This window comes from Streptomyces sp. NPDC006235 (assembly GCF_040613735.1).
Lineage (GTDB): Bacteria > Actinomycetota > Actinomycetes > Streptomycetales > Streptomycetaceae > Streptomyces.
In genome coordinates this window covers 1-18864 of the sequence record NZ_JBEXSR010000079.1, presented here as the reverse complement: position 1 = coordinate 18864, position 18864 = coordinate 1, and the positions used below count along the sequence as shown (strand labels likewise).

15 protein-coding genes and 2 pseudogenes are annotated in these 18864 nt (G+C 69.3%); 4 read left to right on the top strand and 13 right to left on the bottom strand.

Annotated elements, in window-relative coordinates:
* Positions 1-609: 609 nt before the first annotated feature.
* The 4 genes from ABZ192_RS42160 to ABZ192_RS42145 all read right to left on the bottom strand — a co-directional run bounded on the left by ABZ192_RS42160 (position 610) and on the right by ABZ192_RS42145 (position 5009).
* Positions 610-738, bottom strand: a complete 129-nt coding sequence (locus ABZ192_RS42160; protein WP_356929753.1) for a hypothetical protein — start codon at positions 736-738, stop codon at positions 610-612.
* Complete coding sequence (locus tag ABZ192_RS42155) at positions 735-3143, bottom strand: glycoside hydrolase domain-containing protein (protein ID WP_356929752.1); 2409 nt, start codon at positions 3141-3143, stop codon at positions 735-737. The genes ABZ192_RS42160 and ABZ192_RS42155 overlap by 4 nt, the downstream gene beginning before the upstream one ends.
* A gap of 345 nt (positions 3144-3488) precedes the next feature.
* Positions 3489-3947, bottom strand: coding sequence for a peptidoglycan-binding domain-containing protein (locus ABZ192_RS42150; protein ID WP_356929751.1), 459 nt, complete (start codon positions 3945-3947; stop codon positions 3489-3491).
* A gap of 312 nt (positions 3948-4259) precedes the next feature.
* Positions 4260-5009, bottom strand: a complete 750-nt coding sequence (locus ABZ192_RS42145; protein ID WP_356929750.1) for a helix-turn-helix domain-containing protein — start codon at positions 5007-5009, stop codon at positions 4260-4262.
* Positions 5010-5427: 418 nt separating this feature from the next.
* Here ABZ192_RS42145 and ABZ192_RS42140 point away from each other — a divergent pair, with 418 nt between their 5' ends.
* Positions 5428-6240 carry a competence protein CoiA family protein gene (locus ABZ192_RS42140; protein WP_356929749.1) on the top strand — a complete coding sequence of 271 codons (813 nt, stop codon included), beginning with the start codon at positions 5428-5430 and terminating at the stop codon, positions 6238-6240.
* Positions 6241-6508: 268 nt separating this feature from the next.
* Here the strand turns inward: ABZ192_RS42140 and ABZ192_RS42135 are convergent, their stop codons facing one another.
* From ABZ192_RS42135 to ABZ192_RS42110, 6 genes are all read right to left on the bottom strand, one after another.
* The gene (locus ABZ192_RS42135; RefSeq protein WP_356929754.1) at positions 6509-7801 is read right to left on the bottom strand and encodes an ISAs1 family transposase; all 1293 of its coding nucleotides are present in this window, start codon (positions 7799-7801) and stop codon (positions 6509-6511) included.
* A 341-nt stretch (positions 7802-8142) separates the two neighbouring features.
* Complete coding sequence (locus ABZ192_RS42130; protein ID WP_356929748.1) at positions 8143-9741, bottom strand: transglycosylase domain-containing protein; 1599 nt, start codon at positions 9739-9741, stop codon at positions 8143-8145.
* A 201-nt stretch (positions 9742-9942) separates the two neighbouring features.
* Positions 9943-10644, bottom strand: a complete 702-nt coding sequence (locus ABZ192_RS42125) for a hypothetical protein (RefSeq protein ID WP_356929747.1) — start codon at positions 10642-10644, stop codon at positions 9943-9945.
* Positions 10641-11243, bottom strand: coding sequence for a SigE family RNA polymerase sigma factor (locus ABZ192_RS42120; protein WP_356929746.1), 603 nt, complete (start codon positions 11241-11243; stop codon positions 10641-10643). The genes ABZ192_RS42125 and ABZ192_RS42120 overlap by 4 nt, the downstream gene beginning before the upstream one ends.
* Positions 11244-11849, bottom strand: a complete 606-nt coding sequence (locus ABZ192_RS42115; RefSeq protein ID WP_356929745.1) for a hypothetical protein — start codon at positions 11847-11849, stop codon at positions 11244-11246.
* A gap of 396 nt (positions 11850-12245) precedes the next feature.
* Positions 12246-13130: an LLM class flavin-dependent oxidoreductase gene (locus ABZ192_RS42110; protein ID WP_356929744.1), complete on the bottom strand. Its 885-nt coding sequence runs from the start codon at positions 13128-13130 to the stop codon at positions 12246-12248.
* Positions 13131-13484: 354 nt separating this feature from the next.
* Here ABZ192_RS42110 and ABZ192_RS42105 point away from each other — a divergent pair, with 354 nt between their 5' ends.
* From ABZ192_RS42105 to ABZ192_RS42095, 3 genes and pseudogenes are all read left to right on the top strand, one after another.
* Entirely contained in the window at positions 13485-14045 is a 561-nt protein-coding gene (locus tag ABZ192_RS42105; protein ID WP_356929743.1) for a sigma-70 family RNA polymerase sigma factor, read from the top strand.
* Positions 14042-15202, top strand: coding sequence for a CU044_5270 family protein (locus ABZ192_RS42100; protein ID WP_356929742.1), 1161 nt, complete (start codon positions 14042-14044; stop codon positions 15200-15202). Before ABZ192_RS42105 ends, ABZ192_RS42100 begins: the two co-directional genes overlap by 4 nt.
* Positions 15203-15300: 98 nt before the next feature.
* Positions 15301-15458: pseudogene (locus ABZ192_RS42095) on the top strand (IS5/IS1182 family transposase); the annotation flags it as partial.
* Positions 15459-16197: 739 nt separating this feature from the next.
* Here ABZ192_RS42095 and ABZ192_RS42090 read toward each other — a convergent pair.
* From ABZ192_RS42090 to ABZ192_RS42080, 3 genes and pseudogenes are all read right to left on the bottom strand, one after another.
* Positions 16198-16818 carry a LysE family transporter gene (locus tag ABZ192_RS42090; protein ID WP_356929741.1) on the bottom strand — a complete coding sequence of 207 codons (621 nt, stop codon included), beginning with the start codon at positions 16816-16818 and terminating at the stop codon, positions 16198-16200.
* Between the two features lie 38 nt (positions 16819-16856).
* Positions 16857-17672: an AraC family transcriptional regulator gene (locus ABZ192_RS42085; protein ID WP_356929740.1), complete on the bottom strand. Its 816-nt coding sequence runs from the start codon at positions 17670-17672 to the stop codon at positions 16857-16859.
* Between the two features lie 144 nt (positions 17673-17816).
* Positions 17817-18618 (bottom strand): annotated as a pseudogene (locus ABZ192_RS42080) (transposase); the annotation flags it as partial.
* Positions 18619-18864 lie beyond the last annotated feature (246 nt).

Sequence of the window (18864 nt, the reverse complement as noted above, 5' to 3'; positions counted from 1 at the left end):
ACAAGCGCGACTACATCTTCAACGGCACCCTGACCGTCACCGCGATCGTGATCTGGCTCCGCGACACCGTCCAAGAGCCATCAGAAACGGCCTAGAGGGGTGGGCGGGATCCCCGACCGCCCCCGCCACGGGGGTCCGCATGGTACCGGGTGGCGGAGAGAGCCGCTCGGCGACACGCACCAGGGCTTCGCTCCCCGGCTGCGCGGCGACATGGAAGTGGGACGGCTTCACGGGGGATAGGTCCCCGCCCCACACGACCGTGCCTTCGCAGTCCAGGAGGATGTCCCGCACGATCAACTCGTGGTGCGGCCACAGGCCTTCGGACCCGCCGAGGGGGTAGGCGGCGGGATGGAGGCAGAGGGCGGTCCCCGAGAGGTAGTTCGACTCATACTCCGCGGCGACGGTCCGGCGTGTGGTGTGGCCGCTGACGCCCCCGCCCTCCCCGGTGTCGAGGGGCGCGATCTCGTAATGCCACCGGCGCGCGACGTGCAGCAGGACAGCGGCCACGGGCCCGTCACGCAGGTCCACGGCGGCCGATGAGCCCTCCACCGCATGGGTCCTGATGGCGTCCGGGCTGATGGACCATCCGTTCGCGGATCTGTCCCGGGTCTATGCGGCGTTCCTCGCCCCCGACGCGGAGACCTGGGCGGCGGCCGGGCCGGCCTGGCCGATCCAGGTTGCCACGGCGGTGGCGGCCCCGGCGGCGAGGACGCCCCGGCGCGTGAAGGCGCGACTCACGCTGTTTCCCCTTCCATGCGTCGGATGATGACGGCGTGCATTCCCTCGACGAACGAGTCGAGCTGGTCCGAGGGGATCCTGTCCGGTTGCTGGTCTTCGTCGGCGGGCAGGAACCTCCACTTGGCCAAGTCGAAGAAGGACCAGGGCTCGAAATCCAGCAGCACGTTCCGCACGGCCGCCCGGAAGGTAGCGGCGCTGCCGCCGAACCGGCTCTCGTAGAAGTGGGTGAACCGCTTCCCTGCCCGGTTCGGTCCATCCCAGAAGTGATACGTGAACAGGGCGTCGGACAGCAGCCTGTCGTCCCCGCCACCGGGCTCGCCGTCCGTGCCGAACAGCATCTGGGAGAGGTTGTAGGCGTCGACGTCGGCGATGAGGTTGTCACTGCCGAACCGGGACTCCACCGTGGCGGATCCGACGACCTGGACACAGAAGTCCTTGCCGGACATCGAGCGGTGGTTCTCACGCCACTGCGTGTAGGCGTTGAGGATGTCCCCTGCCCATCCGCAGCCTTCTCCTATCGTCACGTCGGTGCCACTGCCGGGGTGGGCGTAGTGGCCCTCGGCGGCGGCGCCGAAGTGCGCGAGGGTGATGTAGTGGTTCGCCCGCGGGTCGTAGTAGGTGAGCCTGTCTTCCGGCTTTATGCCCTCGGCCGCGCAGGCATCCGTGACCTCCTGCCAGATGGCGCCTAGGACGGCCGCCCATATTCGCTCGCGGTAGTTCGGTTCGGCGGAGCGCAGGAAGGCGAGCGTCGCGTCGATCACCGAGCCCCGGGGAGGTCCGGAGCCCATGGCGGAGATGACGCCCTCGACGCTCTTCACGAAGTCGATGTACCCCCGCAGGCTCCCATCGCTCTGGCCGGCGGAGTCGAGGCGGGACACCCCTTGGTCGCCTTCCCACCGCCAGACGTTGGCGTCGAGGCCGTAGCCGGCCTGGAAGTCGTACTCGCGGATCTGGTTGAACGACCAGTTGTGCGGCATCGGGTAGCCGAGGTTCCCGGAGTACCCCCAGGACATGCCCGAGACGAACGACCAGCGGGCACCGGCCTCGCGGGAGACACGCTCGCAGACATTGCGGGTGCCGTACACGCCGAAGACGTAGCGGGCGCCGCTGTTCGCGAGGGCGTTGCGCACGCCGTGGAAATACTCCACGACGTTCGAGGTGATCTCGTGGTCCTGGGCGTCGTAGTCCACGGCGAAGTAGATGCAGGTCCCGTGCGGGAGGCCGTGCTCCCTGGCCTTGGCGTCGGCCTTGAGCCCCTGGTCGTACCCCTTCGGGTAGGTGAAGTTGGCCAGCTGGGTGCCGTTGTACTGGAACAGCGGGAACAGCCGGAGACCGCCGTTGATGATCTCCTGCGCCTCGCCGGGCTTGAGCGCCTTGCCGAGGTAGTACGGGTCGTCAGGAGGCAGGTGCTCGTCCAGGTACCGGCCGATGATCAGGTAGCGACTGTCCCGGAGGGCTTGGGCGCGTTCCATGCTCGTGTACGCGGCGGTGTCGCAGCCGAAGGCATCGCGCATGGTGTCACCGCAGGAGACGAGCAGCTGGGCCCAGGTCTGGAAGTTGTAGTTCTCGGCGTCGGTCGGGATCTGGGAGAACCTCTGGAAGGTGTGCACCCAGTCCTCGATGACGGACCAGAGGGTGTCCCCGAGCACGTTCTCTGGGTGGAAGTGGACGGCGCTGCCATTGCTGTCCCAGGTGGGGGAGTTGAACCAGCAGGCGGCATGGAACAGCACCCGCAGGTAGTAGGGCAGGTCGTCGCCGGTGCCCTTGGTCCGCAGGGCCTGCTTCGTACCGTCGCCGAAATTGCCGTTGATGGTGGCCTTGTCCAGACCGAGCTCGTACTGGACGGCCAGCATCAGCCCCTGCTGCACATCGCGCGAGTAGATGCCGTCGGTCGGCACCAGGTTCATGGCGGGGATGCGGATCTGCTGGACGTAGCGCCGGTTGAGGTGCTGCTGGATGAGCTTGGTGGTGCTGTTGCCGCCGGGCACGGTACGGAACTGGTCCATGCGCAACAGGGAACGGGTGACGCGGGCCCACAGGTCCGCGTCGAGGGGCTCGCGATAGTCGATACCCATGTCGTTGTAGAGCTCGGCGAGGGAGGTCCTGGCCCTCAAGTCCCATATGGCGGGATGCGCCGGGCCGTAGTAGCCCTTGCACCACAAGGCGGCGCTGTAGATGCGGATGATGTTCTGGTTGGTCTCCTTGTCGGGGAACAGGTAGCGCTGCCTCACCGCCGCAAGGGTGCCTGGCCCGAAGATCTTGGCGGTCGGGGAGATTCCCAGTTCGTGCTGGAGTGCCTGGGTGAGGCAGTCGACCGTCTCCCAGCCCGTTCTGCCGTTTGGTGTGCACGGCACGTACCCGGGCGCGTTCGCGTAGGTCTCGTTGAGCCACTGCTGAGCAGCCAAGATATTCGGGTCTTTCGACATGCACATCCTCCACGGTTCAGGTTCGTCTGCGCAGCGCGCGACGCGCGGTGCGCCGGGCGGGGCGGGGGAGTTGCCGGGTGGCCGGCGCGCGGGAGCGGCCGGCCGCGCCCCGGCCCCGGCGGGAGCGGGAACCGATGGGGCTCCCGTGCCGGAGGAGCGAGCGGGCTTCCCCCCGCCTCCCCACGGCACGGGAGCCTCGTGTGACGCGGCCCCTCGAGCTCAGCAGCGCGGCACTCCCGTTCCATGGCCGCGCTGAAGAGGCTCACTCTCGTTCCGGTCCGCTCCGCCGGTGCGGATCGTCGCTCCGCTCGGAGTGCCGGCTCGTCAGAGCCGGCTGCACTCGTCGGAGCCCATGGCGGTGACCGGCTTGTAGTACCACGCGAGCGCGTTGCGCGTCTGCGGGCCGTAGCCGCCGTCCACCGAGATGCGCTCCCTGGCCTGGGCTCGCTTGAGCGCGTCGCGCGTCCGTGGCCCGAAGTCTCCGTCCAGGACGAGCGATTCGCTGTAGCACTCGTTGAGGGACAGTTGCAGCGCCCTGACAGCAGCGCCGGAGGACCCCTCCTGCATCGAGCAGTTGAGGCTCAGGTACTTGCCGTCGCTCCAGGCGGGTATGCGTGCCTCCCCGCGCCACTCGATGAAGCTCTTGGCGCTGGTATAGGTCGCGTTGCAGCCGCTCGCGGCCGCGGCCGGCCCGGCGGTGCCGACCACGGCGGCGCCGGACAGCAGGGTCACTCCTACGGCGAGAGCCGTCGCTCTGGTGCGGAGGGTGCGGTTGATCTCCATGAAGTCTCGTCCTGTCGTGTCACGTCGCGTGGAGGCGGCGGCAGTTGATAATCGGCATACGGTGGCGGACCCGAAGCGGCGCGCCCTGGCGCGATATGCCGGAACGCTCACTGCTGAAACGTAACCAGCGGCAGATCAGCCGGGCTGCCTCTCCCCCGGGCAGAGGGGAAGACGAGAGGCCGCGGAGCGCACATTTCGTTGGTGTCGTCTGTAGATCGCCCCAGGCGCAGTCGCAGCCGGGTGAAGCAGACTGTAGGGAGGGCTGGGGATGGCAGCAATGCGCATGGTGCGCAGTTGCGGGGTGGCGGCTGTTCACGGTGCACGGTCGGCGATGCGGAACGCGTGGATGAGTTCGTGGGTGCCGGGGCCTGGGGTCTGGAGGCTGCGTTTCAGGCGTTGTTCGGCGGTGCGCAGGTGGGCGCGAACGGTGGTGCGGCTGATGCCGAGGGTTTGGGCCGTTCGCTGGGCATCGGTGCCGGCTTCGATCCAGGCTCGCAGGGTCTGGTGCACGGTGCGGTCCGTGCCGGGCTGCAGGGGTTGGAGGAAGGCGTGGGCCCAGGTGATGGCCGCTTCGGTGGACAGCAGACTGTCCACCGAAGGGGTCGGCAGATGCTCGGCTACGGCGTTGTTGTCGGGTGGCGGGAGGTCGGTGATCGCCAGGGCCAGGGAGAGTTCGGCGCGGCTGCGGGGGTCCTGCAGGTTGAGGCCGAGGGCGTCTTGGACACGCGTCAGATGGGCGGTGACGGTGTTGCGGCTGATGTCGAGCAGCCGCGCGACGCCGGAGCGGGGGAAGTTCAGGGCAAGGCTGGTGATGTCGAGGGTGAGCCGGGGGGCCTCCCTGATCGGCTCCAGGAAGGCATGGGCCCAGGCGAGGGCTTGTCGACGGGGGAGCAGTCCGGCCAGTGGTGGCCGGCCGTGGTAGTCGGCGACCCGTTCGGGCGTGTGGCAGGCGACGGCCAGGGCATGGCGGGCTTGATCGTAGGCCTGCGCGGTGGCCGGTAAGGGCACGGGTGGGCTGATGCCCAGCGCGTAGTGCGGGTTGTCTCGCACCAGCGCCCGCAAGGGCGCCTCCAGGCCCCACTGCCGGGGCGGTAGACGGCCGGCCTTCCTCGTGCGCCCCGGGCCTGCCGGGAGGCCGTCATGCAGCTGCTCGGCCGCCGACCCAGGTAGGCATCGACGAGGAGGTCGCTGCTGCGGGAGCGTCGTTGTGGTGGCCGCGGTCCGGCCGCACCGGGGCGGGCGGTGGCGTCGCCGAGACGTGGATCGGCTCTCGTACGGCGCCCGCCGCCAGGGCCGTCGCCCGGACCGCTCGTGATTTCTCGCCGAGTGCTTCGCCGTCTGCCGGTCTCCTGGTCGCGTGGGAACGCGCCGACGGGCGCCGGGCCCGCCCCGCAACCCACGTGCGGACGGGTCGACTTCGCGGCTGTCGGGCGGGCAGGCTGAGGATTGTTGTCGGCCGATCAGCGAGGGGAGGGTGTTGATGCCACTGACCGCCCGCCTGCACGGGCACGGGACGCTGGATGTGACCCTCGAAGGTCTCGGTGCCGGCATGGCATGGGAGGCGGTGTACCGGGTGCGGCCGCGCCCGGGGCTGACCTGCACCGACTGCGGGCTGCCGATGCACGCGAAAGTCTCTGGCCACGGCGGGCGGTTCTTCGCGCACGACCGCCGCAGCACCAACTGCGCGGCCGCCGACGAGACGGAGGAGCACCGGAGCCTGAAGCGAGCTCTGGCCGCCGCCGTACGTCAGGCCGGTCACCAGGCCCAGCTGGAGGCGATCGCCGACCACGGCGGCTGGCGGGCCGACGTCCTCGTCACCGCTCCCGGGGGCGGGCTGACCGCGCTGGAGGCACAGCTGTCCTCCGCGGCCGTCGACGACGTCCTCGAGCGCACCCGCCGCTACAAGGACGACGACGTCGGCGTGGTCTGGTTCACGCACCGTGCCGCGCGCTGGCTCTCTCAGGTTCCCGCCGCCCGCCTGTATCGCCCCGCCGGGCCAGACGGGCCGTGGAACCGTCTGCACCCGCTCGTGAGCCGGTTCAGCGTCGTGGCCTGCTCGGAGGTCTGCGACCCGAGCCCGTTCTGGCACGGCCTCTTTCACGCCGGCTGGGACCACGGCGAGGCACGGGAGGTCCCCCAGTTCGTTGCTGACGTTCTGCACGGCCGCCTCGTCCCCCGAACCCTCACCACAGCCCTGGGCACCCGCTACGACGGCTGGGCCGCCCCCGAGGACGTTAGGGCAGCCGACGAGTACGCCGCATCGACGCAGACCACGCCGCCGACACCCGCATGACGTACGGCGCCCCCACCGCGGTGCAGAAGCCGAGGATCATCCTCGTCACGGCGACGCCGCCCGTGAACCGCCCGCCCCGCCGCGCCCGGGCATGCGGCGCGTAAGGCCGTCGAGGAGGCGTACGCCGCCGAGTTCGCTTACCACGGCTACACCTGGTAGCCGCCTCAACCGCGGCCGGCCTGCTCCCCAACGGCGAACTGGGGGGAGGGGGAGCGGGCCGGCGGCTTCGCAGGGTGCCTCCATGCGCCGGACTCTGCGCCCGCCCCGGTCAGCCGCACCAAATCCTCGGCGAAGTGCGGATAGCCAGAGCGTGATCAAGTTCCGGAAGGGTTCGGGTTGTTGGTGATACCCAGGAATGGGAGGGCTCGTTCGGGGTTGTCCCGGATGCTGCGGGTGGTCTTGGCGATGTTGGTTGCTCCTGCGGCCTTGAGGGTGCCGATCGCGAGGTTGCGGAGGGCGGCCATCGCGCGGGGTGCGGTGCCGGCGTGAACGGTGGAGGCGTCCTCGGCGAAGGTGACGTCTCTGATGTGGTGGCTGGAGTTTTCGATGGCCCAGCGTCCGCGCAGGTAGGAGGCCAGTTCGGCCGGAGTGGTCTGGTGAGCGTCGAGGCTGGTGACCGCGTAGACGGTTTCGCGTGTCTCTTTGCGTCCGGTCTGCTTGCGGCGGCGGTGGACGCGCAGGGCGAGTCTCGCGTACGGGAAGGCGATGCCGCCGAGATTGTCGTTGATGGCGACGCCTTGATCGAGCGGGACTCGCGGCGGCCGTGGCCGACGTTGGATGAGGTGTGCTGGACAGGGACGGCCGTCCAGTCCAGGCGGTCCAACTGGGCCCAGGCGGTGGGCTGGTTGGTCTTGATGACGGCGACGTAATGCGCCTGTTTGGTGTTGACGAGCCAGGCGACGTTGGCCTGCACCGAGTGCAGGGCGTTGAAGGTGATCACGTCTCCGCTCAGGTCGAGCGGTGCCAGCAGGGGCCGGAAGTGTGTTGTCTCGTTGGTCTTGCGTCCGATTTCGGTCTGGGCCAGCGTCACGGGGCAGCCGTGGGTGAGCGCGGAGAGCAGGTGGCGGCGGGGCTGTTCAAGTCTGGCCGAGCCGCGCAGGGCCTTGCCGTCGACTGCGATCGCGCGTCGTCCGGTCCGCCCGGCCGGAAGTCCGGCCGCTTGGCCTGCCTCGCCATGACGCCTGGTCAGCCAGGCCCCGACCGCCGTGTCCAGGGCATCGCCGTCAAGCCGTTCCAGGTCCCGGCCGATCGCCGACCGGGACGGAGCTTGTCGCCACCGCAGGAGGTGTCGGCGCACGCCCAGCGCGTGCAGCACTCCGCTATCCGCACGCGCTCCCCATTCGGCGAGCTCATCGATGCTCCGGGCGCCCGAGACCGCCGCGGCCGCGCAGACCAGCAGGACCGACGTCAGCGAGTACCAACGGCCCCGCCGGGAACGCGGATCGGGCACCGTCTGCAGGAAGGGACGCAGATCGGCTACGTCGTCGGGCCCGAGCGGCCCCAGCTTCGCCAGCACGGCAGGGATGGGAGAGGATGGAGCAGCGAACACGGGCAACCTCATGATCATTTGGCTTCGACACCACAATGATCACGAAGCCCATGTCCGCTCTACCCGGTTACCTACGCACCCCCAGAAACTTGCGCAATCCCTGGCACCTGGGGCCCGACCTGCGAGTTCAAGATGAAGCGATCTCAATGACGGCGGAAATGCAAAGCTCCCTGCATCGGGGGTGAACTCGTGGCCATTGACAACCCAATCGTGTGGATCGCAGCTGTCAGATCCTCGCGGTCGACGCCCCAGCCCCCGCCTCACCGGGTCCACAATCGCCATGACGGCGCCATCGATCCATGTCTATCGCCGTCAGAGGGTCACCGTTCGGCCGTCGTCGAGACCTACTGCTGTCAGTGCTGGCCACCCGACTGGCTATGCGTGCTGTCTGCCGCAGCCCAGACGCTGGTGGCGATCGAGCCAGCCGCCGCGGCGGCGGTTCGGTGACCGGTGAGCCCTTTCAGCGATACGGGCCTGGCGGGCTTGTCGCCGACTGCGGGCACGTCGGCGAACAGGGCCACGGTGAGGGCGAGGCGGGGACCGTAATCGATGTGCCACGTCGTACGCGTTCCGGCGGAGCCGGTGGACTCCTTCGGTGCGCCGCCGGATGTCCGCGCAGGCAGCACATTCACGGCCCGTGTGGCGTCGGCCGCACTCATCGCTCGCTGGGCGCTCGGTTGCTCTGTGTAGAGCACCTGACTCCCGCGGGTGATCTTCGTGACGGAGTAGGGGGCGGCATGGCGGCCCTGGGCGGCCAGTGCCGCGTAGGCGGCGGCCACCCGGAGTGGTGTGGGCGTCGCCTCACCGGCGAGGTCGCGCAATGGGCCCCGCAGTCGGAGGCCGTGGAACGGGCGCAGTGCCGAACCGGCCTCGACGGCGCCGTTGAGGGCATCGTTGAACGGTTGACGGGCGTAGTCGAAGCCGCCGCACAGCACACGTATGGCACCGTCTCCGGGCACGACCCCGGCGATGGCCGCATGTGTCCGGGGCTGGCCGGCAGCGCTCTGCCCTTCGCCCGTCGGCTCCTTCCGGTCGGCAGTGTCGAAGTCCCCGACGCCTTGGGTGCGGACAGCCTCGACGGCGGTGTCCTGAAGGCTCAGATCAAAGGTCGTGTGGACGGTGTATCCACTGCGAGCGAGCTCGTCCTGGTCGATGCCGAGTCTCTTGGCAGCCTCGGCAGCCGCCACATCCATCAGGTACTGCCGCTGCCCTTCGGTGCGGCCTGGTGGAAAGCGGATGAAGACCGGGAAGCGCGCGCGGGCACGCTCGGCCGGACTGACCGAGCCGTCTGCGGCCATGGCGTCGAGGACCCACGTCCAGCGCTTCACCAGTTTCTTCGTGATCTGGGGATCGGCTCCGGCACGCTCGTAGTAGGACGGAATGTTGACGATCGCCGCCAGCGCGGCACTCTGGCTCAGTGTCAGGTCGCCGACGTTCACCCCGAAGTAGACACGCGCGGCCGCCTGCACGCCGGCGGCTGCCCGCCCGAAGTACACCGTGTTCAGATAGCCCTCGAGGATATCCTCCTTGGAACGGGTACGGCTCAGCTTCAGCGAGATCAGCGCCTCCCTCACCTTGCGGGACATCGACCGTTCAGGGCTCAGCAGCGCGTTCTTGACGTACTGCTGAGTGATCGTCGACCCACCTTGGGGCTCGCCTCCGCAGCAGGTTGCGAGCGCGGCGCGGGCGATCGAACTCGGGGAGACGCCGGAGTCCTGCCAAAAGGAACGGTTCTCGGCGGCGATCACCGCTTCCTGCAGGTGTGAAGGGATACGGGACAGCTGAACCTGCTGCCGGTCGACCGGCCCCCGGCGGCCTATGTAGAGACCGTGCACGTCCACGAACACCGTGCTCTGCGACACCGCATCCGGATGCGGCTCGGGAATGTCCACCACCCAGTAGGCGCCGAACAGAGCGCAGGTGAGTCCCATGGCCAGGGTCAGGAGCAGCACCAGCAGGCGGCGGAGCAGCCGCCAGCGGCGTCGGCGCCGCCCTTGTCGAACCAGCCGCGACGGCGATCTCCGGCGTGCGCGGCCGGGTCGGCGTGCGCGTGATGCGGCCTGGACGGCTCGGGTGCGTCGCCGGTTCCGGTTCTGATGTTGTTGTGGGGTAGGCATCATCGGTTCCGTCATGGCGCTCGGCCTCACAGACGCTCAGCGGCTGGTCGTGTCGGCCAGGGCAACCGAGGCGGCCACCGCGCGACCATCGGCGCCGAAGCACGTGACCCGCCCAGGCCAGCTCGACGAAACGGGCTCGTCGAGGAAGAACGCCGCCCAGCCGGACCTGCCGGACAGGGTGAGAACCTGCGCGTACTGCGTTTCCCCCTGACCTGAGGGGCCGAAGCTGACGGCCACCTTGGCGATGTCGTCACCGTGACAGACCCCCGCGAGTATCCATTCGCCGGGGCGCCCCACCTTCTGAGCGCCGACACCCTCGTCCACGTCGCGGTGGTCGAGGGACCAGCGCTGCGACGTGCCTCCGTCTCCGTCGTACACCACGTTGAGCCTGCCGTCCGCGCTCAGCGTCACCTTGCCGATCCGCCCCACCGGGATCTCCTCGCCCGGCGTCACTACACGCACCACCCCGCGACGGCCCGGGGAAGACGGCACGGGCGCCGCGGGCTCCACGGTCCGCTGGCCGAGCACCGGCGAACCGCCGTCCGACACGGGCAGGAACCGCACGCCGAACACCAGGGCACCTGGCGCGAGTACGAAGCACACCAGTGCCCTCGTGACGCGGCGCCGCCGACGAATCCGCCGTCCCCGCCGCACGACGGTGGCCACAGGAGGAGGACCGGCGGGCAGGAGAGCTGCCGTCTCGCGCAGTGCGGTGGACAGATCCTGATGGACTCTCATCGGATGGCGCCTTTCTCCCCGGCGGCTGCTGCCTGCGCCGGCCTGCGTCCGAGTTCTCGTTGGGTGACTCCGCCGCCGAACTCCGCAGCCGTGTCCTTCAGCACGGCCAGTACGTCGTCCTGCCGCAGTCGGGCGAGCGCCCGGGTCACCTGACTGCGCACGGTGCTCGCCCGGATGCCGAGCACCGCGGCGGCCTGAGCATGGGTCATGTCGGCGAAGTAGCACAGCGTGACGGCGGCCCGCTGGCGGTGGGGCAGCCGCGCGAGTGCTTCCAGTAGAAGCGAGCGCTCGTGTATCTCTCCGGTTCTGTCGGGCACCGGGGTGTCGGGAATGAATCCGCTGACCCACTCGCGCACCTTGCGCCGACGCAGCCGGTCCACGTTGACGTGAATCATGATCTGCCAGACGTAGGCGTCCACGTCGTCGCTGCGCTGCACCCGGTCCCACTTGACGTAGGACCTGGCCAGCGCGGTCTGGGCCAGCTCCTCGGCATCGTGGTGATTGCCGGTCAGCAGATACGCGGTCCGCAGCAGGCGCGGCCACCTGCTCACCATGAAGGCGCGGAAGTTCTCTTCGTTCTGGTCGTTACGTATCTTCAATCAGGATCCTGCGAGGTTGTCTGTGGTGGGTTCCGCGTCGCCACCGCGCCGTCGAGGGTGATGCCATCTGCCGAGGACGGTGCCGTCAACCGCGTAGCCGACGACGTCGACCGCCGCGTGACCCGCTGCCTTCACGGGCATTCCGGCCGGGCTGGTGGCGGCCGGCAACCGCTCCGTGTAGAACGCCGCCCATCCGGGTGTTCCGGCAAGAGTCATGATCCGCGCGTCCATCGCGGTGCCGCCTGACCGCACGGTGACCCGCCCGAGCTGACCGGGGCCGTGATAGAGGCCGATGAGCATCCGGGCAGGGCTATCGCCGAGCGTGACCGCTTTGATCGCCCCGGCCGGAACACTGTCGCTGCGCAGCTTGATCGTCGATGCCCCACTCCCTCTGCGCGGCGCTGCAGGGGATATGAGGACTTCGCCGGCGGTGGTCAGCCACATCGTGCAGTCCTGCGTGTCGATGCGCTCGCCGGTTGTGACAACGTGCACCCGGGCCGCAGTGGCTACGGCCTGTTCCGGCTGTTCCGAGGAATGCCCTCCAACCGTGACGGTCCCCTCCGTCGCCCCCGTGATCCCCTGGTCCGGCTGCGTGATGGTCACCATGCCCCCCATCACGATGGTGGAAGCACCAACCGCAGTGAGTGCCATGACCCTGGTGGGTGGCGGATGCGAGCGCATCCTCTTGTGCCTCATTCCGTCTCCGAGGTCTCCGACAACGTCTTCACACAACAGACGTCACAGCGGAGTCAAAGTGCTGCTCCTTCTTTAAGATCCACTTCGACTGGCGAGCGGGAGGCCGAGCAGCCCGGCACGATGTGTCCCTGGTCAGAGGCGTGTTGCCTGCCCGCACAGGCAACTATCGCGGCCGGAACGCGCTGCTGTGCACTCACCTGATGAGCACGGCCGGGCTACGATCCGGCCAGACACTTGGCACACCGAAGTGCGGGTGGTAGCCGACTGGCCGCCTTCGGGATGTACTACGCCGGGCGGTGCCCCGAGTCAGTTCCGAGTTCGGCGCCCGAGGGCTTTCAGAACGGTCCCAAGCTGCCGCACCGGTTCATGGCCGACCATTCGCAACACGACCGTGCCCGCTCCGGCCGCTTCCAGTTCGCGGACCCGTTCGGCAGCTTCATCAGCCGTGCCCGAGACCGTGAATACCTGCTCCGGCGAGCGGCCGAGCCAGGCTCCGTGGCCCTCGACACAGGGCCGCAGCGCCCGCGCCACCTGCTCGGCATCGTCGCCTACAGAGCAGAAGGCAAGTACCGTCAGGGCGTGGTCAGCAGAGGCCCCGCCCTTGTCGACCAACGCCCGAGCGCTCTCCACATCATGCGGGCCGTGGCCCTCGGCGATCAGTGTGCCGTCCGCAACTCGCCCGGACAGCTCCAGCGAGCGGGGCCGCACCACGCCCGCGACCACGGGGGGCGGCTCGACAGGCGGATGCACCAACCGGATGTCGGCCAGTCGCACCTCCCGCCCTTCCAACTCCACGCGCTCCCCGCGCAGCAGCGCACGCACGGAGCTGATCGTCTCCTCCAGCAGGGCGAGCGGCGAGCGTGCCGCGACGCCGACCGAGGCCATCCACTCCGGCACCCCGTGCCCGATCCCGGCAACAAGCCGCCCCGGGAACACCCGCGTCAGCGTCGCCAGCTCCATCGCCAACAACGCCGGACTGCGCAACGGCGCGGGCATGATCCCGATGCCCACCCGCAGTCGCTCCGTCGCTCCCAGCGCCAGGGAAGCGGCCGAGATCCCCCCGTTCCATCCGAGGTCCTCGACCACCCACAGGTCGTCCACTCCAAGCGCCTCGACATCCCGCGCGAACCCGGGCAACCCCTCCGGGGCCCAGTCGCGGTCGTACATCACACCGATTCGAAGGTTCGTCACGCACTGAAACCTATGTCCGGTTCTGGTGAGTGATCAACGCTCCGGGGCAAGCGTTCAGGGCGTCGGCACTGGTGGTCTCCGAAGTGCAGGGCACGTTCCGCTCTTCAGTAGGGCAGAGGGTATGTCCGGCGCCACAATCGCGGCCCCGTGCACCGCACGGTTTCTTCGATGTCCCGCAGTAGGAGCACGCCGAGGCGTCGTCCGACGCGTTGGGGGTTGCTCGAGTTCGTTGCACGCGCTGTGTGACGTATGCCTCGTTCCTCGGGCGCCTTTCCCGGCGTACTGCTGTAACGATCGCCTGACCGGGACCACTACTCGATGACAGAACACACCGGGAGGGACAGGAGGTGCGGTGTGCCAGACGACGCGGATCGTTTCACCGCAATCTACGACGGCTGTCGGCAACGCGTGTGGGCCTACGTGGTCAGCCGCGCGGGACGACAGGTCGCCGACGAGGTGGTGAGCGACACGTTCACCGTGGCCTGGCGCAGGCTCGACGACGTACCGGAGCAGCCGCTGCCATGGCTGCTCGGGGTCGCCCGCAACATCCTGCGGGACAGCGTCCGGGCGGAGGCCAGGCGCGCGACGCTCGCCGCCGAGCTGCGCGCCTGTACGGACCACGCCGAGGCGGACGTCGCCGAGGACGTGTCCGAGCGCAGCGCGCTGCTCAAGGCGCTGGCCACGCTGCCGGAGGACGATCGCGAACTGCTCATCCTCTCCGCGTGGCAGGGACTGACCCCGGCGGAGGCGGCCCGCGTGGTCGGCTGCTCGCCCATCACCCTGCGGGTCCGCCTGCACCGGGCGCGTGTGCGCCTCAACCAGGCCGCGTCGGCCTCCCCGCTCATGCAGGAGGCCGCAACCGCGCGGCGCGTGTCCACCCGAGCCCGGATCACCGTAGGAAGGGAAGCCCGGTGAAGAACGACGTCCTGCAGCGCCTGGCCGCCGCCCGCCCCGCCCACCTCGACCCCGACCTCCCCACGCCCCCGCAGGTCCGGCAGGAGGAGCTCGCAACGTTCATGAGCCTTCCGCGCGCGACGCGCAGGGCTCGCGCCGCCACCCGCACGCAGAGGGTGCCCTACCCCCTCCTGTCCGGTGTCGCCCTGGCCACGGCGACGGCGGTGGCGGCTGTGGTGATCACCGACACAGCGCCGGAACAGCCGAGATCCGTGCCTTCCGCGACGTTGGGCTCGGGCAGCCGAATCCTTCTCGCTGCCGCCTCTCGCGTCGAGCAGCAACCGGCCGGCTCCGGCAAGTACTGGTACGTGGAGAAGGAGTTCGCAGACCGCTACAAGGTGCCCGGCAAGAACTACAGCATCGACGTCCGCGGCGAGCAGCGGTGGTGGACGGCCACCGTCGGCAACAAGTACTGGTCGCAGTCGCTGGACACAGGGGCCCGCCCGTCCACGAAAGCCGATGAAGCGGCGTGGAAGGCGGACGGTTCTCCCAGGTCGTGGGACCTGGGGAACGACGCCGACGAGATCTACACCTACGCCGGCAAGGGCGAATTCGACCATGACGCGCCAGGCGGGAGCGCGGACAGCGTGCCGATGGGGGAGGTTCCCCTGCGCCTCCTCCCCGCGCTGCCCACCGATGCCAAGGCCCTCCGCAAGCGCCTGTTCGAACTGGTCGACAAGCACTACAACGGTCCCAAGCGGATTCTCGACCGGATCGTCGTCGAGGACGCCGTCCAGCTCGCCACGACCCTGCCGTCCACCCCGGCCCTGCGCGCCGCCGCCTACCGCCTCCTCGCGGCCGAGCCCGGCGTGCGCTCCCTCGGCGATGTCAAGGACCACGCCGGCCGCACCGGCTACGCCGTCGCTCTCACCGCCGAGTACACGCCCGGCATCGAACGCCGACTGATCTTCGACAAGTCGACGGGCATGCCGCTCGGCGAAGACACGGTGGCCACCCGCAGCGGCGACGGCAGAAAGAAGGGCGACCTGCTGAACTACACGACGTTCACGATGAAGTGGACCAACGAGGCGCCGCCGTTCAACACCGACTACAGCGACCCGCCGGCCGGCCTGCGCTCCGCTCCGGTCGACAAGCCGGACGCGGAGGCGGCTCGCTGATCCTGCCGGGCTTGCTGAGCGACGGACCCCGGGTCGACGGCCTGGGGTCCGTCGCGTTGATCACTGGGGAGACTTGTGCTGCTACAGGCCCTCCGGTCGGCTGCTCCCACGAGGCGAGCGCGGATTCCACGTGCTCGGCCACGACCATCCGCAACCGCCGCGACCAGCGCATACGCCGGGGCCTGTTCGTCCGCCTGAAGGTGTGCTCGATGCCCACGACCGGATCTTCGGTCTCGTCCTCGACCAGATCGTAATCAGCCGTGTGCGCTGGGCCGACCACTTCTTCGGGCAGGTCTTCGACCTCGTACAGGCCGAGTTCCTCACCTGGTAGACGCAGGCGCCGCCGGGCAGGGTGAGCATGAGCAGGGCTGCGGCGCGGGCGCGGCGGGTGCCGAGGGCTCGGTCGGAGGGATGCCCCTGGTCGCGCCGCGAGGTGGTCACGCCGGTTCGGGCGCGGCGGTAGCGGGTTTCGTCGTGCTGGGACGCAACAGGCCGAGAGCGTCGACCACGACAAGCGGGCATCGCACGCCACTTGATGCCGTTGTTCACCCGGTAGCGGATGGCAGTGAGTATCGCCCGGTTGTACGCCTCCGGCTGTCCTCCCCGGCCGCGCACCCAGCCCCGGCACCGACAGCAACGGCCGGATGGCCGCCCACCGCGCATCTGCATGTCCGACGGATACCTTCGTACCCGATCCGGCTGATCGGCCGCGTTGCCGAACCTGCACGCGAGGCAATCACATGACCGGGCATGCGACACCTGGGCCTCCTGATACTCGGACAGTGGGGTAGACCCGAGTTGCTTGAAGGAGGCCCTGACCTCATGGAGCGGCCACTCCAAGATCACCCGATCAGCAACCCTGTTCGTTCCGCAGTCCCGATGCTCGGCACGACAACGGCTTCCGAACCCAGCCCGTTGATCGGCGGCTTCTCACGCTGGGCAGACCGGAGCGGATCGTAGCCGCACGGTCCGACAAATCTCCGGCGCCCCGCTCGTCATATGAGCCGGAACACTTGGAGAATCGCGAAGACCAGGAGCGAGACACCGCAGCAGGCTTCGAGCAAACGTACGGCCACTGACGGCAGCGCCCTGCGCAGCACCACAATGAGCCCCGCCGAAACCAGGCACCACAGCATTGAGGAGGCCATGAACCCCGCAAAGAAGATGCCCAGCTCGGTCGTGTCGCCCGAGCCCAGGACGGCGCCCACCCCACCGGCCGCCCCCGACCAGTAGACGACGTTCCATGGGTTCGCCAGCGACATGCCCGCTCCCACAGCCATGGCCTTGCGATCCTGTTTGTCGCACGGCTCCGCAGTCGGATCGGACACCTTCCGCGCGAGTGCGTCGCGTAGGCCCGCTGCTCCCAACCAGGCCAGCAGCAAGCACCCGGTCACCGTGAGTGGCACGCGCAAGGCGGGCACCGCGAACAGCGCCCCCACGCCTGCCAGGCCGAGCACCGCCCACACTGCGTCGCCCACAAGCGAGCCGACCTGGACCGCGAAGGCCGGGCGGAACCCGCCCCGTATCCCGCGTCTCAGGGACTCGCTGAACACCGCGCCTGGTGCCGCGTTGAACACCAGCCCCAACCACATAGCCACCATGAAGATCTCGAACATGGCAGCCACTGTGCGTGGGGTCGGGCCGTCTGGTCTTGTCAGATGTTGATCTGGGACAGCCGACGGTACCGGCCCGGCGTGATGGCGTAGGCCGCGGAGAAGTGGCGGTGGAAATGCGCCTGGTCGGCGAAACCGAGCCTGTGCGCGACGTCGGCGACGGGCTCGCCCCTACGCAGCCGACGCCGCGCCTCGGCCAGCCGGGCCGACAGGTGCCAGGCGTAGGGCGGGGCGCCGGTGGCGCGGGTGAACGTCCGGATCAGATGCTCCCGGGACATGCCTGCCTCGTCGGCCAGCTCGGCCAGCCGGGGTGCGCCGGACAGGTCGGCGCGCAGCCGGTCAAACACCGCGGCGATCCGGGCGTCAGTGGGCTCTGGAGCACGCACGCGCCGTCCTGCGGCCAGGTCGAGCAGCCGCGACAGCACGAGCACCAGTCGCTCCTGAACGAGAGCAGCGGATTCGGCGGGCGAAGGGTGTCCCTCCGGTGCTAGCTTGCGGAATGCCCTGGCGGCAGCGAGAAACTCGGCGCGTAGGTGCGGAGAACGGACGACGGGCCGTTGGAAGTCGACTGTGGCATCGCCGGTCAGCGATTCCACCACCGTTGGCGGGACGTACCAGCTCACGGCCGCGAAGGACGTCTCGGGAGGGACCTGGGTGGTGCACGACTGGATTTGGCCGGGGTTGTAGACGGTGAACTCGTCCAGGCCCACGTCGAACGAGGTGCGATCCAGCCGGACCCGCTCCAAGCCGCAGAGGTTGACGCTGATCACGTACTCGTCATGGCTGTGCCGCGGGAACCCGCCCGACGGGGGACGCACTACCGTCAGCTGACCTCCGCCCCACTCCATGACCTGCATGCAGAGAGGCTACGGCAGGCCGCGAGCGTGGCCGGACAGGGGTGGAAACAGGAGGAACTCTGTTCGTTCAGGCAAGCCCGCTGATCGATACAACAACGGCTTCTCACCTTGATCATTGACCCTCGCTGCTGTTAGGCGGACGTGTTCGGTGAGGGTTTCGATTCGTTTCACGGTCTTCCCAGACTCGTGACGTGGGGCTGGTCTGCGGTTCTTCGAGCCGGGTTGGGCGTCCGGGGCCGGGCATGGAGGGCCTGGGCACGTCGGCGGGACGGGCGGTCTTCACGCGGAGGTGGCGGAACCCCCGGCGGACCCGGGCAGGGGTGAGCCGGCGCGGCTCGGAGGGCCGCTCCCAGGAGCGGCGGAGGTCCTCGGCGAGGGGCCGGGCGAGGCGGAGTTGGGTGCGGGCGGCGATGATCAGCCACGTCCACAGGTCGGCCCTGTGCGGATCGCAGACCGTGGGGACAGTCCAGCCCAGGGGCTGCTTGAACAGCCGGAAGGCATGTTCAAGATCGAACCTGCGGAGGAACGCCTGCCAGCGGACATCGACGTCCTGGCCGGTCATGCCAGTGCGCGAGGACCACAGCCACACCGGTTTGGGGTGGCGGTGCCGCGGTCCGGCATTCCGGAGCATGACCCGGTCCGAGCGCAGCCGACCGACCAGCTCGACGGGCAGGTCTGCCAGGACGTAGGCGAGGCGGGTGACGTCGTAGCCGGTGTCCATGACGACGAGGATGTCCGCGTCGCCCGGCCGCCACTGCCCGGCGTGCACCAGCCGGGTGACCACCTCGCGCAGCTGGGTGGCGGTCACCGTGGTGGCATCGTCGGACGGCCCCAGCCGGATCGCGTCCAGCACGGCCGTCCACGACGTGCGTCCCGTCTCCAGCGCGGCGACAAGGGAATAGGGCCAGCCGGGGATGAACTGATCCGCGCTGCGGCCCCGCCCGTAGAAGGCGAACCTGAACTCGTACCAGGCGGTCGCCACGGACACGGACACGATCGCGAGCGTCGGCGACTGCAACCAGCCCGGCCCTTGCAGGCCGAACCCTTCCAGTACGTGGTTGACGGTGCCGACCGACGGCGCGAGCAACCCGGCGAAGCGGGTCCGCGAAGGCGAACTGCCCCGGTTCGTCTGGCCTGCGGACGGGCAGGTCCGGGAGCAGCGGTGACGCGGCGCGCTGGGCGGTCGTCATGA

What these genes read in the sequence shown, in the direction of transcription:
- ABZ192_RS42090 (WP_356929741.1), bottom strand. Translation starts at nt 16,818, where the DNA reads ATGTTCGAGATCTTCATGGTGGCTATGTGGTTGGGGCTGGTGTTCAAC.
- ABZ192_RS42085 (WP_356929740.1), bottom strand. Translation starts at nt 17,672, where the DNA reads ATGCAGGTCATGGAGTGGGGCGGAGGTCAGCTGACGGTAGTGCGTCCC.
- ABZ192_RS42140 (WP_356929749.1), top strand. Translation starts at nt 5,428, where the DNA reads ATGCCACTGACCGCCCGCCTGCACGGGCACGGGACGCTGGATGTGACC.
- ABZ192_RS42150 (WP_356929751.1), bottom strand. Translation starts at nt 3,947, where the DNA reads ATGGAGATCAACCGCACCCTCCGCACCAGAGCGACGGCTCTCGCCGTA.
- ABZ192_RS42125 (WP_356929747.1), bottom strand. Translation starts at nt 10,644, where the DNA reads ATGAGAGTCCATCAGGATCTGTCCACCGCACTGCGCGAGACGGCAGCT.
- ABZ192_RS42135 (WP_356929754.1), bottom strand. Translation starts at nt 7,801, where the DNA reads ATGAGGTTGCCCGTGTTCGCTGCTCCATCCTCTCCCATCCCTGCCGTG.
- ABZ192_RS42115 (WP_356929745.1), bottom strand. Translation starts at nt 11,849, where the DNA reads ATGGTGACCATCACGCAGCCGGACCAGGGGATCACGGGGGCGACGGAG.